The sequence below is a fragment of the Pedobacter sp. B4-66 genome, from assembly GCF_018492665.1.
Lineage (GTDB): Bacteria > Bacteroidota > Bacteroidia > Sphingobacteriales > Sphingobacteriaceae > Pedobacter.
The window spans coordinates 1-13121 of sequence record NZ_JAFVME010000012.1 but is presented as its reverse complement, the minus strand read 5'-3'; the positions used below and the strand labels follow the sequence as shown (position 1 = coordinate 13121).

Genomic DNA, 13121 nt, shown 5'->3' with positions numbered 1-13121 from the left:
TTTGCTTTTGTCGTCAGCCGGTGAGTATTTCGCCAAAAACAGTCACTAGACTCATTTAAAGGGAACTTTAGCTTCCGACAAAGGTTCAATTAATTTATCAACTTCAGAAAATTCTGCTTTTATAGAATCGAATATTTTAACGGCACAAGCATTCCCCAAATTATCAAAGAAGTTTAAAGTTATATATTGAAAGTACACTTTTGTTTGATCTTTAAACACTAAATAGTATGAAAAAGGAAGTAATCCTTTTTGAACCTTTTCAAGATCTTTCTTACTTCTAACTATCGTTACAAAAATCTTCTTCATAACTAACAAATCTCCTCTTGAGTATATATCAGCGTAAGAGAATCCCATTTTAAATATCAACAAACAACTAGCAAGAATTGGCACCAAAATTATAATACCATCAAACGAAGGTTTTCTCAATAAAAGAAAAGTAAATAACAAGAGAAATGGTAAAAGAAAAAGTAACAATATCAATTGCCCCAATCGAACAAACCCACTACTAACTATTTTTTCTTTCATTCTTATATCGAATCAATTATTGGATTGATTTCTTAAGATACTTATTTGAATCCTCATTTCCTCCAAACCAAATTTACGCCTAACCATCTTCTGTAGATGGTATATATTTCATCAATTTCCTTACGTTTGCCGATTATGACTTCCTGTGTTTTTCGTTTTATAAAAAACAATTACAACTCATTTAAATAAGTAAATAAACAAGTTTAAAAACAACACAATTCCAATTCTTACAAAATGATTTTGCTTATACACTCCCCAATTCTTCTTGCCTTTTAGAACCAAGAAAAATAGGCTTATCAAAATTGCTTGTAAAGAATAAAAGAAAGACTCATAGAATCCTCCAGCAATTAGTATAGCCATGCTCAACAAACAAACTGAGTAAACTATCCCAGAAATAACTGAAAATAGAACATGTTTTTCATTTGGCACCGTAAACATGAACCAGCCAAAAAAGAGATAATAAAAGGCAAGTAAGCAAATTACAAAAATTGCGGGCATGGGTGAACCATAATCTATTATGATAGTAAAGACTGTTGATAATCCAAAGAATAATTCTTCAGACCTAAACCGCTTAACTGCGCCATTAAAAATACTTTTACAAAAGGATGAAATTATTCCAATCATTAATTACCATTTAAGAGAAACCTCAGTCCCTGTTATAAACTTTGCAGCAAATGTTATAGAGTTTTCCTCCGTCACTTTAGTTTGACTTTCCGTCTAGTGAAGTTTTCGAACTCAATCCCGTACTATTAAATGTAATCGTCTTATCTCCGGTAGTAATTGAGTTCACTTCAGCCAAACCGCCACCAAGGGCTTACTCCTCCCCAAGCTGATCAGTCGATTTCGTTAAAAAACAGCCTCTAAACTCATTTCAAGAAGGTTTAGCTACAACTCAAGAACCAATTTTGAGCACCTAATCCATATAAAGATATATTAAAAAATTCCAATTCATAATGTCTATTCCAGAAGGTTACAAGCACAGTTTAAAAAACTGATTTTGAACATTGTATTAACTATAATGGTAGGGACAAGGCATTACTCGCTTGCTTTATAGATGTAAGTATATTATTTCTCCCATATTTTCCCAGCCCATATTAACTGGTTTGCTTTCTTGACATACACCAATTCATGGTCATATGGTTCGAAAGCGAAGAAGCATAAGTCAAAATTGGGCATATTTATTGTCAAATAATTATATTGCTCAGTATCGATATCTTCTCGAAAGTTATTAGAAGTAGAACCAAAACCTTTTAAGAATGCGGTTATTAAATATATTACTCTATATATTAGTACAATAATTACATATATAATTAATCGGATAAATATTGACTTTTTCAATTTACTAAAGAACCTTCTATCCTAGTCAAATTTCCATATTCTAATGAGATGCTAAAACAATCTTTACATATATAATCTTTCAAGGTAGGAATACCCTGATCATCGAGTGGAAATTGACTCAAAAATTGAAATTTACTTGAGTCTAGTGTATTCTCTAAGACAACGACTTTATCCATAACAATTACCCAATTGAACCCATTTCTATTCCAACGTCCCACAATTTGATCGCCCGCCCCTCGGTCAACCTTACTAAGGTCCAATTTTACAAAATTAGTTTTAGGGATAGATTTATGATATCCATTTATTATGTACCTTATGTGCTTATTTGTTTTTATGGTAAAACATTGGCTCTTATCCGGTGAGTAAAAGTAGTAGGGGCTGTCTCCGGAACAACTAACGAAAAATAGCGCGACCATAATAATCAAAAATCTATTCCTTATCATATTGAGATCTATTTGAGCCAACCACATTCCTTATAGGTATGTTGGGTATTCTGTAAGAAGGTAGCCCCATTATTGGTCCTGTGTAATTCTTTCTTTAACAACTGACCAATCATCTCCAGTATTAATCTTCTCCATTACCAATGTCTTTTGCCCATATAGGCATACTCATAAGCAGACAAATTAAGTACTGGAAAGATATACCACGAAATACAAGAATAGACAAACTACAATCAGTACATTTAAAATTAACAAGGTTATATCTTTTACGAGTACTTTCTTTTTGTACATAAACAACAATATTAATAGCTGTAAAAGCAGGAAGCAAAGTGATATCCAAAACGAATATTTCCCGCTGCTAGCTCCCTCTCCAAAAACTAAAAAATCCACAAACACATCAATTATGGAGAAAAGAACATAAACCCCAATGTTGAGTACTATTGCAAGGATGTAAATAATTGTTTTTCTCATACTTAGTCTTTTACCGTTACTTTCTCAGCCAGCGGATCTGTCACATTTATTTACGCTCTAGTTTTTAGTGATATATTTCTTTTTCCAATTAACTATCTTCTCGATCATATATAAAATACAAATGAGAATCACTAGTAGATGAAGTATTATCATAAAATAGTGCATTAACCTATCTGAACCTGGTGTTACTGTATAAAACTGCAGAATAAAAGCAAAAGTCAAATACCAGATGCATAATACTGTTACGCCAATTAAAAATATAGCTTTTATCCAAAAAATATTTTTGTTCATTTTTTATTCCATAATTGTAACCTTAAGAAGCATAGCCTAAAAACTTATTTTTTTCACTATTTCAGTTTCAACATTAATATCATTGGTTTTTATCCATAAGACATCTTCTTCAAAGCTCTGGTATAGCATACATATCCCATTAACACTATTAAGTAGAGAATCATAGAACCTACTAGCTTTCAATGCGCTAACAATACTATCTTGATTTGATTTATCTTTTAGAAATATTAAACTTGGAGATTCATAGTATCCCCAAATCTTTCCAATCAGCCCTCTACTAAGTCTTACGTTTGCTTCTTTTACCTTAAACAAAATTAGCTGAAAGTTATCATTCCTATTCATTAAAAAATCATCTGAAGCGTATTGAATTGTCTCCATCAAATCATCATTAAAATAATCCAACCTAACGCCATAAAAAAAAACATGGGAATGCTTTTCAAGAATCAGGTCGATCAAAGCATCCCATTTACTTTCACTAATATCCAATTTGTGTCCTATATCCTTAATGGAAATCTCTCCATTATTATGATAAACAATATTTAGGTTACTCATTAATTATTTTTGTTTATACTTCCAAAACATAAATGGCGCTCCAACAGGGGCCTGTCCTGCACTTACGTACGTATTTACATTGAATCTAAATGTTGAATTGTAATCTCTTAGTCAAGGAAGAAAAGAAATTACCTTTAGGTAATTGAAAGTACAAAACCCTAGAAAATGGAGCTTTGTACTTTTAAGGAATTATTTGTTTATTATAATTTTCCATAGTTATTACTGTAGTTTTATAAATAAAGTGCACTACAAACAACAGCAACACTAGTCCACCCAAATGAATCCTTTGATAATAACTTCATTTAAGCATTTATTTTTCCCAGCAACTGATACATAAAACGATTCCAAGCTCCCCAATTTTCTTTGTGGTATCAGGACAGAATTCCATGTTACATTGTCCTTCATACTCATACAAATACCAAAAGCTTATCGTATCTATTTTAATTCCAATTTTATATAACTTCTGTAAATTACTTGATATTAAATTAGCGAAAATGGTCAAAGCATCTAAAAATTGAGGAGAGTCCTCTTCAATTGACAAACACCATCCACTTGTCGAATCATCACTCGATAATCCCAAAACACCTTCAATATTCTTTTTCCCCTGCTCATCGCAGTTAATCCTTATTTCATATGCGGATCCCATACATCTCCGTTAAATTTGCCGTCAAACCAATCATAAAGACACATAACCTCAATCTAATATATATAGGACCTGTCAGGATAGAGATATCTAAAAGGATTGAGTCATAAGGCCAATGCTTAATAATTAAAATTCTTAAGTTCGATCAATAAATAATCCCTAATTTAGAAAATCTATTTAAAAGTCCCTCAATAATCGCCTTATTAGGAGAATAAACATCCATCCCTCTATCATCATAAATATTTACTATTATAGACCTATCGAAATCAACAAAATAACATGTTATATTTGCAGATGGTTCTTCAGCCATTTCATAATTAATTATTGAAGTAACAATTGGGCTTACTATAAGAGGATCTATCTGCTATAGGGAAGATCGTACTTCAATTTTGACTTCTTCACGGCCAAGCCACTTAAACTTCGAACCGGACAAGGGCCATGTGAGCTGGTTGAATTTGTTTTCCTCCATTTTATGGAACCACTTCTTATAAATGCTAAAAATCTCTTGCATTTCCTTTTCATTTCCATTGCTGTACTGCCCAGTCTTCGTATTAATTAATGCTGGGCTGATACTGACGCTGTAATCTAGTAACATGCTACTTATTGCATACAATGCCTCAACTTCAATTGTAAATGGAATTTTTTCATCAACGATCTACTCTTCCATAATTGCTATCCGATCATTTTTCGTATAATTTAGACGTCCTATTAATTCTCGATCATCTTGCGGTAGAAATAATTCCGAGGAATCCAATGCGATTTTCTCTGCATTCAGCAATTCAATATGACCTTTATCCTTATTAAATCTGTCAGCTACGAAAGTTAGATATTTCAATTTACCTTTGATAGCTGGCAGGCGAAAGGAACATGATGAATATAATAGAATCAAGCAGATAATGTAAAAGCCAATTATATAACTATTTCTCACTTTTTCTAAAATATCGTTTTGGTAATTTTTCATTGTTAATTACCGATTTTAGAAACTTTTTGACTCCTTCCAATTTATAGTTCTCTGCAAATCTTATTGAACATCTGCGGACCAATTGTAGGTGTACTTAGAACCTCTATCACTGAATTAACGCTATGGCCATTAACAACCCCACTTTTAACTACAAATACTCTTCAAACATATTTTTGCCTTTATGATATATGGTGTAGCAGGTGTTGCGAGCATCCCATATTTGGATATAAATTGTTCCATCATCATTCTTACCAACATTAATTAAAATGTTATCTTCTTCTTCATTCGTTTCAACTTCAATTATATCGCGTTCATTAATAAATCCCTCTATGGCCTCGGGCTCCTTCGTTATTGACATACAATCATTGCTGCAATTTTGAATTTGGATCTTAATTTTTTTCATTAGAAATGTATTTTTTGAGATTATTAATATCCATATTAATTAGAATTCTTAAGTTGGATCGATCAATAACCCCCAATTTTTGAGCATCCTCTTCTGATAAATTTTGTGATTTTCAAAGTTCTTAAACTTATCACACCTATCATAAACGTAATATACTACTTTATTTTCCTGATTTCCATTTGCCATTAATTGAAAATAAATAACGTCAAATATTCCGCAGGCATCTTTCATTTCCGTAACACATCTAATCTGTCTGATCTTTAACCTATTCATTCTCAAGACTAAATTATGATCAAAAATGAGATTTTTATGCTTGCTATATTGTGGCTCAGAGGTAAACAATAAAACAACCTGATTGCCATCCATTTTTTCTTTTTTATTTCTCCCTCAACATAGGTTCTTATAGAGTCTAAGGAAGTAAAATTCTCCATAAAAAAATCTTCATGCCTTTTATTTTCGGATTTACAAGATAGAAATAAACATAACACACCAATTATTAATAAGAAATTTCTTTTCATAAAAAAAAACCGTATTAAGGAAATCAGTGTATTACCTGATGAATATCGCAATCATCTTTTTAAGAATCTCCGTATAATTATTCACTTTCCTAGCAGATAAGTAAACGGAAGTTGCACCCGAGCAATTTATTATGAGATCTTATTTGCATTATGCCTGTCCCTCCATAAATTAACGACAAAAAAAACAATCATAATAAATAAACCTGAAAGAACTGATGATAAAGAATATCCTTTATTAAAAAAGCCTATAAGCCCAGTTTCAGAAATTTTAAGTATTGGCATATTGTTGGAAAAAAAAAGATAGGCTAACTCATAAAACAACATATTGAATATGAAAAAGACCATGCGTTTACTTCCTGTTAGGAATTTCTTTAACAATAGAAAAAAAGCAACTGAAAATAAGAGTTGTATAAATACGGCAAAAATAACCGCGGTGGGTGCCATTCCAACCTCACCTCCGCTGTAACCACTATTAGCTACATACAGTGTAAATATACTAATTGTAAAGACACCTTGTAAAATAAACCAGGCTATCATTTTCATATAACTAATAAATTAACATCCCCACTTTTTACAACAAATACTCTTCAATTTAACTAAAAGCTTTGAGGCTCTAATAAGTCATTATGTTCCCTAATAAATCGATCTATCTCGTCCCTTGTTTTATTCCTATAAAAATAAACAATTGCTATCTTGATTTGTCAGAACACGTTTGAAACTCATTATAGAAAGTTTTAAGGTATCTTTTCAAGCCAGCGTTAAATGCTGCACAATATTGCGCTTCCGAACGTCGTACATTCATCTGTGCATTTGAAGTATCGGAAGGAGTTACACCCACCTGAGCACTTACGGTAATGGCCGAACACCAAATACAGAATATGGTAAAAAAACTTTAAAAATCATAAGAGATAAGAACTACATTATTCCTAACATACAATGCAAATAGCCTATAAGAAAGAAAAAAATCAAGAAAATTGCGTTTGTAAATTATTATCTTTACTATTAAGTAATCAAAACTTAATCATAACGCACATCCTCAATTTACCAATAAAAGATGTTACTATCAGGGTACAAACAAGAACAATATTTTATTAAAAAAATATCTTTATTAATTCTTCTATTACCATTGTTAATAGGAACATCTTGTAAAAAGCAAACAAACGGTAAATTTACTGAAGCTGTAATTTTAGATGGGGGCCCGATAGAAACAGAGCAATGTGGCTGGATAATAAAAGTAAATGACAACTACTATTCGGCAGTTAATTTACCTAAGGAGTTTGAACACGACAAAATACATGTATTTATTAATTATGCGCTATTAAATGAGGACTTTATATGTGGTAATGCAACAACTTATAGGGCATACAAGAAAATTAAAATAACAGAAGTTAAGAAGAAATAATTTTTCAAGATTTTGATGAGATAATCATCGCCTTACAAATGATATCCTTTCGTTTTTTGAGACCTGTTCTATTACAAGCGTAGTGATAGTTAACATTAACACATCCCATTCCTCGGTTATTTCCCCAATGGCGGTAACCATTTTGGTCTGACCAGTATTTATCGTATAGCTGCCAATTATGAATTATGTCTCTCCCGCCAACGATATGAGTAGTCAATTTCCACATACCCGGAAGTTTGGTCGTATCTATTTTGTCTTCAACTTCTTCTTTTTAATGGTCGTTCTCATTTTTTGAACAGGAAGCATGAGAAAAATAAAACATAGCCCCCAATGTTTTGATTTTTAAGGCTATAGCTTTCATGATTAGATGACTAGTGAAATTATCTATAGATCAGGATGTACAGATCAAAATTAGAATATGTATAAGTAATCATCAAAACTGTAAAATAAAGCAGGGATAAGAAATAGAATTCTTAATAAAGAAAATAGGAAAAAACATTAACAACAAAATTGTTACAATAATTAAGATCTTAATAAAGTGACCTCTTATCTGTTAAAACCTCTTTTACAAGAACAAAGGCTTTTTTTTTTGGTAAAAAAAGAAAAACCAATTGATTTTACAGAAAAATGCTATTAAATTGAATTAATCATTTAACTCTAACCAAATAATGCTTTCAAAATACTTTAAACTTCTCGCGTACTTTTATTTATCAAGTGCTGATTGACGGTTCTGCAATTTCAATCCTGGAATTATTTGCAGCTAAAGAACTACGCAATTGACGTTGACCTAAAAACTTAGGATAACATAAGATTGCCATCACCATTTTAATTATAGTACATATCAATTGACGCTAATCTAAACGAATATGCCGTTCCCTTTCTATAGACAATTAAATGCAATGGACTGTGGTCCCACCTGCCTCAGAATGGTTGCCAAATTTTATGGCAAGCATTATAATGCGGATACTATTCGAACTAAGGCAGGTTTCAGTAAACAGGGGGTTTCGCTTTTAGGAATAAGTGAAACTGCAGAAAAGCTTGGATTTAGAACAAGAGGTGCACAGATTAATTACGAAAAGCTTCTAATTGTACCACTCCCCGCGATATTACACTGGGATCAGAATCATTTTGTAGTCTTAAATTCTATTGATAAAAAAAAGGTGAAGATTGCTGATCCAGCAAGAGGCATAATGACTTATGATAAAGAAAATTTTCTCAATTATTGGGGAGCTGATAAAAATGAAACCAATGGCTATGTAGGGACAGTATTGCTTTTAGAACCTGCTCCTGAGTTCTATAAATTAGAAGGTGAGAAGGAGCACAAATTAACCTGGAGTTTTGTATCTAAATACCTCTATCAAAGCAGAGGAAAGCTATCGCAAGTGTTTATTTCATTAGTTGTTACTTTTTTCTTGCAGCTAATTTTTCCTTTCTTAACGCAGACGATGGTCGATACTGGGATAAACACCCGGAATATGCAATATATCACTCTAGTTCTTATAGCACAGCTAATGCTAACTTTGAGTACCACTGTTATTGGATTTATACGATCTAGATTACAAGTAAAGATTTCTAATAGAATTAGTCTAGCAATATTATCCGATTTTTGGATTAAACTGACCAGACTTCCTGTGTCGTTTTATGATACCCATCAAACAGGAGATGTATTACAGCGTATTGGAGATAATCATACTGTTCAATCCTTCTTAACAGGGCAGGCTTTTGGCACCTTATTCTCCATTTTAAATTTTTTCGTGTATACTGTTATCCTTATTAGTTATAATTTTCAGCTATTTATTGTATTCACGATAGGTAACCTCCTTTATTTTGGGTGGATCCAACTATTTCTTCGAATTCGCAGAAAACTAAACTATGAAACTTTCAATATTTCGGCTAAAGAAAATAATGCCACCCTCCAACTGGTGCAGGGAATGCAAGAAATACGTCTGAATAATGCTGAACATCTAAAACGCTGGGAGTGGGAAAATATACAAGTGGGAGTATTTAAACTAGGGTTAAAAGGATTAAATTATTCACAGTGGCAATCTTCTGGCGCTTTACTAATCAACCAAGGGAAAAACATTGTAATTACTTTCATGGTTGCTCAAATGGTAGTTCAAGGCCAACTTACATTCGGAGCTATGTTGGCTGTTCAATATATCATTGGGCAATTGAGCGGACCTGTTTCAGAGTTTATTGGATTATCACAAAGCTATCAGGATGCAAAAATAAGTATGGAGCGTCTGAACGAAATTTACGAATTAGATGATGAAGAGCCACTCGATCAGACTATGTTGAGTTATCTTCCTCCAAAAAAAACTATAACATTTGATAATGTATCTTTTAGTTATCCCGGAGCTGGAAACGACCCTGTTTTAAAAAACATTAACCTGGAAATCCCTGAGGGTAAAATTACAGCTATTGTAGGCGTCAGCGGTAGTGGAAAAACAACGCTTTTAAAACTTCTTTTAAAAATATACGATCAATATCAGGGAGACATCAAGGTAGGAGAAAGCAACTTTAAGCATTATAGCCCTTCATTTTGGAGAAGGCAGTGTGGTGCCGTTTTACAGGACGGCTTTGTATTCAATGACAGCATAGCAAAAAATATTGCAGTTGGAGATCAACATATAGATATAGACAAGCTAATGCATAGCTGCCATGTAGCGAATATATTATCATTCATTGAAACACTCCCTAATGGCTTTAATACACATTTAGGAGCAGATGGAGTAGGAATAAGTCAAGGGCAGCGCCAAAGAATGCTTATTGCAAGAGTTGTGTACAAAAACCCTCACTATCTTTTTTTTGATGAAGCTACCAATTCTTTGGATGCAAATAATGAAAAAACAATTGTGGAGAATCTGAAAGAATTTTATGAAGGAAAAACTGTTGTTGTAGTAGCACATAGGCTAAGTACCGTAAAAGATGCTGATAAAATTGTTGTTTTAAAAGAGGGGAAAATTCTTGAAGAAGGCTCTCACCAATACTTAACATCACTTAAAGGCGGTTACTATGAATTGGTTAAAAATCAGTTAGAATTAGGCAATTAAAACTAGTTATATGAACGAAGATTTAGAAGATGTTTCAGACGAAAAGGAATTTCTATTAAGCAAAACCTTGTCAACCAAGATCAACAGAAGATCAGAAATGGCACAAGAAATCCTCTCAAACAAACCAGACTGGCTTGAAAGAAATGCCCTTTTTATCTTTTTGGGAATTATTCTACTACTTTTTTCTGGAACCTGGATTGTAAAATATCCCGATTTTATTACTGCGAAGTTTAAACTTACTTCAGCAAATGCCCCAAAAGCAATAATCTCAAGACATCAAGGAAGACTTGTAAAACTACTGGTGAAGAATAATATTTCAATCAGAGAGAATGAGGTAATTGGTTTTATGGAAAGTACAGCCAATCATGAAGAGGTGATCCAACTTTCTGACCGCCTTACAAAGGCGGTAAAATTAATGGAAATGGGTAAGGAAAATGAAACGGCGCAATTTTTCAACTTGTCGTTTCAAAATCTTGGTGAGCTACAACAAAAATATCAGATGTTTATTGCAACATGGCAAATATTTGTAGATTATTCTAAAAATGGTTTCTACGAAAAGAAAATTAATTCCTTAAAATCTGATATGGCTTATCAGGATAGCCTTAGAACAACCATTGTTAAGAAACAAGAATTAATTTTAAAAGATCTTGATTTAGCTGCTGAAAATTTCAGCATCAACAAAGGTTTATTAGACAAAGGAATTATAACAAAAGCAGAATATAGAGAAGAAAATAGTAAATTCCTGAATAAACAAAGTCTGATCCCTGAAATGGACGCCTCTTTACTTTCTAGTTCAAATCAGAAACGTGACAAACAAAAGGAAATAGACCAGCTTGTTCATGATGAGGCACAACAAAACGTTATTTTCTACCAGTCCCTTCAATCTTTAAAAAGTGCTGTAGATGAATGGAAAAAGGAATATATCATTCAATCACCCACAAATGGAATTACCAACTTAAATGGTGCCCTACAGGAAAATCAATTTCTGCAAAACGGCAGTATTATCGGATATGTAAATCCAGATAAAGGCACCGAATATGTTGAAATCAAGTTATCTCAAACAAACTTTGGCAAGATTGATACCGGTTTAAATGTACAATTGAGGCTAGATGCATTTCCCTATCAGGAATTCGGATTTCTTGACGGAACTATTAATTATGTGTCAAATATTGCTACAGATAGCGGTTTTTTAGCAACAGTTAAATTAAGTAAAGGACTGAAAACTAATAACAATCTAGAAATACCATATAGAAATGGCTTAAGTGGACAGGCGTTAATAATAACCAAAAATATGCGATTGTTTGACAGAATATATTACAATACGATTAAATCAACTTCGGTAGGACAATAACTTAAATTACCAAACTCAACCGAGTCGAATCGAATTTAACTCTTTGTACAAAAAGGTGTTGCCGGTTGCAACGGAGCAGCTCCAATAACAAGCATGAAAGTTATAAAAACATGCAGCCTGAAGTAACCCGGCGTGGTAGGGTTACGAAATTTAAATCACCAAATTTTATACAAAAAAAATGAAAAAATTAACCTTAAAAGATCTGGCCTTTCAGAAAGGTGAAGTCTTAACCAGAAGTCAATTGAAAAATGTATTGGGTGGCGGCGGTGGCAGCCCTACCAGTGGCAGTGGTAGTGGTAGTGGTTATAAGTGCTTTAATAAATGTCCGGGACATGATGTTGCTACTCCAGTACCCACATGTGATTCAGGTCAGCAGACGGCACAATGCGGATCAGGTAATCATGGTACATGTACATGTCCATGATAAATTATCCATTTTTTTACGTCAAAGAGCCTTAAGGCTCTTTGACGTAAAATGTCATCTTAAATTAAGCTTATGTTGTTCTTGAAAAAGGCTCTTATTTTAATTGTACTAATGTGCACTTTTACTGCAAAAGCACAAAATAACGTTAAATTATCCGGATTTTGCAGCGATAGTAGTGTGGACGAAATTTCAATACTAAGGTCGTATAAGTTTTATCCGATTGGACCACAAGAGGAATTAACAACTGTATATGGTAAGGGCGCTCATTTTGATATTAATTTCAATCTGAAAGCCCCCGAAATTCTAACTTTTAGAGCAAAATACAAGATCTGGAAACTTTACTTTCAACCTGGAGATTCATTAAAGTTTCATATCAATAAAAACAATGGGATACCGGAATTGACATTTACCGGAAAAACAGCCTCAAGGTATAACCTATTTGTTTTGGTATCAAATGCTACTCTAAGTGCCCCTAAACTCTTCCAATTCAAAGAATTAAAAGAATATACAGATACATTAAGTAAATGGAAAGCTCATCAACAAAACCTCATTAAAGCCTATGTATCTAAAAACCCTCTTGATCCGCAAACAATGCTTTTTGCTCAAAACATAATAAACTTCAGATACGTGAGCTTAATTTATTCCCTCTTACAAGATCTATCCGAAGACACCATCCCTAAAGATTACCTATTGGAAGCAGACAGATACAAATTCAATCAGGATAAACTACTTATCTTAAGTGAATACAG

At 32.8% G+C, this 13121-nt stretch carries 14 protein-coding genes; 6 read left to right on the top strand and 8 right to left on the bottom strand.

What is annotated here, in order from left to right:
* Window positions 1-51: 51 nt before the first annotated feature.
* The 8 genes from J1905_RS18900 to J1905_RS18865 form a co-directional block, all read right to left on the bottom strand.
* On the bottom strand, window positions 52-525 hold the full coding sequence (locus J1905_RS18900) for a hypothetical protein (RefSeq protein ID WP_214228790.1): 474 nt from the start codon (window positions 523-525) through the stop codon (window positions 52-54).
* A 1961-nt stretch (window positions 526-2486) separates the two neighbouring features.
* A complete protein-coding gene (locus tag J1905_RS18895; RefSeq protein ID WP_214228789.1) occupies window positions 2487-2774 on the bottom strand; it encodes a hypothetical protein in 288 nt (95 codons plus the stop codon).
* 327 nt (window positions 2775-3101) lie between these two features.
* Complete coding sequence (locus J1905_RS18890; RefSeq protein ID WP_214228788.1) at window positions 3102-3617, bottom strand: hypothetical protein; 516 nt, start codon at window positions 3615-3617, stop codon at window positions 3102-3104.
* A gap of 310 nt (window positions 3618-3927) precedes the next feature.
* Window positions 3928-4263 (bottom strand): hypothetical protein, encoded by a 336-nt coding sequence (locus tag J1905_RS18885; protein WP_214228787.1) that lies wholly within the window; start codon window positions 4261-4263, stop codon window positions 3928-3930.
* A 142-nt stretch (window positions 4264-4405) separates the two neighbouring features.
* Window positions 4406-4597 carry a DUF3885 domain-containing protein gene (locus J1905_RS23855; RefSeq protein WP_502928746.1) on the bottom strand — a complete coding sequence of 64 codons (192 nt, stop codon included), beginning with the start codon at window positions 4595-4597 and terminating at the stop codon, window positions 4406-4408.
* A gap of 318 nt (window positions 4598-4915) precedes the next feature.
* Entirely contained in the window at window positions 4916-5221 is a 306-nt protein-coding gene (locus J1905_RS18875) for a hypothetical protein (RefSeq protein ID WP_214228785.1), read from the bottom strand.
* Between the two features lie 148 nt (window positions 5222-5369).
* Window positions 5370-5579, bottom strand: a complete 210-nt coding sequence (locus tag J1905_RS18870; protein ID WP_214228784.1) for a hypothetical protein — start codon at window positions 5577-5579, stop codon at window positions 5370-5372.
* 93 nt (window positions 5580-5672) lie between these two features.
* Entirely contained in the window at window positions 5673-5990 is a 318-nt protein-coding gene (locus tag J1905_RS18865; RefSeq protein WP_214228783.1) for a hypothetical protein, read from the bottom strand.
* A gap of 483 nt (window positions 5991-6473) precedes the next feature.
* On the opposite strand from J1905_RS18865, the gene J1905_RS23760 reads away from it, so the two are divergent.
* From J1905_RS23760 to J1905_RS18840, 6 genes are all read left to right on the top strand, one after another.
* Window positions 6474-6608: a hypothetical protein gene (locus tag J1905_RS23760; RefSeq protein ID WP_284445131.1), complete on the top strand. Its 135-nt coding sequence runs from the start codon at window positions 6474-6476 to the stop codon at window positions 6606-6608.
* 588 nt (window positions 6609-7196) lie between these two features.
* Complete coding sequence (locus J1905_RS18860) at window positions 7197-7544, top strand: hypothetical protein (RefSeq protein WP_214228782.1); 348 nt, start codon at window positions 7197-7199, stop codon at window positions 7542-7544.
* Window positions 7545-8410: 866 nt separating this feature from the next.
* Window positions 8411-10597: a peptidase domain-containing ABC transporter gene (locus J1905_RS18855; RefSeq protein WP_214228781.1), complete on the top strand. Its 2187-nt coding sequence runs from the start codon at window positions 8411-8413 to the stop codon at window positions 10595-10597.
* Window positions 10598-10607: 10 nt separating this feature from the next.
* Window positions 10608-11948 carry a beta-barrel domain-containing protein gene (locus J1905_RS18850; RefSeq protein WP_214228780.1) on the top strand — a complete coding sequence of 447 codons (1341 nt, stop codon included), beginning with the start codon at window positions 10608-10610 and terminating at the stop codon, window positions 11946-11948.
* Between the two features lie 178 nt (window positions 11949-12126).
* Window positions 12127-12372 carry a hypothetical protein gene (locus tag J1905_RS18845; RefSeq protein ID WP_214228779.1) on the top strand — a complete coding sequence of 82 codons (246 nt, stop codon included), beginning with the start codon at window positions 12127-12129 and terminating at the stop codon, window positions 12370-12372.
* A 111-nt stretch (window positions 12373-12483) separates the two neighbouring features.
* The coding region (locus J1905_RS18840; protein ID WP_214228778.1) for a hypothetical protein at window positions 12484-13121 on the top strand (638 nt) is incomplete at its 3' end.

Excerpts from the sequence above, each read along its gene's own strand:
- J1905_RS18900 (WP_214228790.1), bottom strand. The coding sequence starts at position 525 with ATGAAAGAAAAAATAGTTAGTAGTGGGTTTGTTCGATTGGGGCAATTG.
- J1905_RS18895 (WP_214228789.1), bottom strand. The coding sequence starts at position 2,774 with ATGAGAAAAACAATTATTTACATCCTTGCAATAGTACTCAACATTGGG.
- J1905_RS18890 (WP_214228788.1), bottom strand. The coding sequence starts at position 3,617 with ATGAGTAACCTAAATATTGTTTATCATAATAATGGAGAGATTTCCATT.
- J1905_RS18885 (WP_214228787.1), bottom strand. The coding sequence starts at position 4,263 with ATGGGATCCGCATATGAAATAAGGATTAACTGCGATGAGCAGGGGAAA.
- J1905_RS18875 (WP_214228785.1), bottom strand. The coding sequence starts at position 5,221 with ATGAAAAATTACCAAAACGATATTTTAGAAAAAGTGAGAAATAGTTAT.
- J1905_RS18870 (WP_214228784.1), bottom strand. The coding sequence starts at position 5,579 with ATGTCAATAACGAAGGAGCCCGAGGCCATAGAGGGATTTATTAATGAA.
- J1905_RS18865 (WP_214228783.1), bottom strand. The coding sequence starts at position 5,990 with ATGGATGGCAATCAGGTTGTTTTATTGTTTACCTCTGAGCCACAATAT.
- J1905_RS23760 (WP_284445131.1), top strand. The coding sequence starts at position 6,474 with ATGAAAAAGACCATGCGTTTACTTCCTGTTAGGAATTTCTTTAACAAT.
- J1905_RS18860 (WP_214228782.1), top strand. The coding sequence starts at position 7,197 with ATGTTACTATCAGGGTACAAACAAGAACAATATTTTATTAAAAAAATA.
- J1905_RS18855 (WP_214228781.1), top strand. The coding sequence starts at position 8,411 with ATGCCGTTCCCTTTCTATAGACAATTAAATGCAATGGACTGTGGTCCC.
- J1905_RS18850 (WP_214228780.1), top strand. The coding sequence starts at position 10,608 with ATGAACGAAGATTTAGAAGATGTTTCAGACGAAAAGGAATTTCTATTA.
- J1905_RS18845 (WP_214228779.1), top strand. The coding sequence starts at position 12,127 with ATGAAAAAATTAACCTTAAAAGATCTGGCCTTTCAGAAAGGTGAAGTC.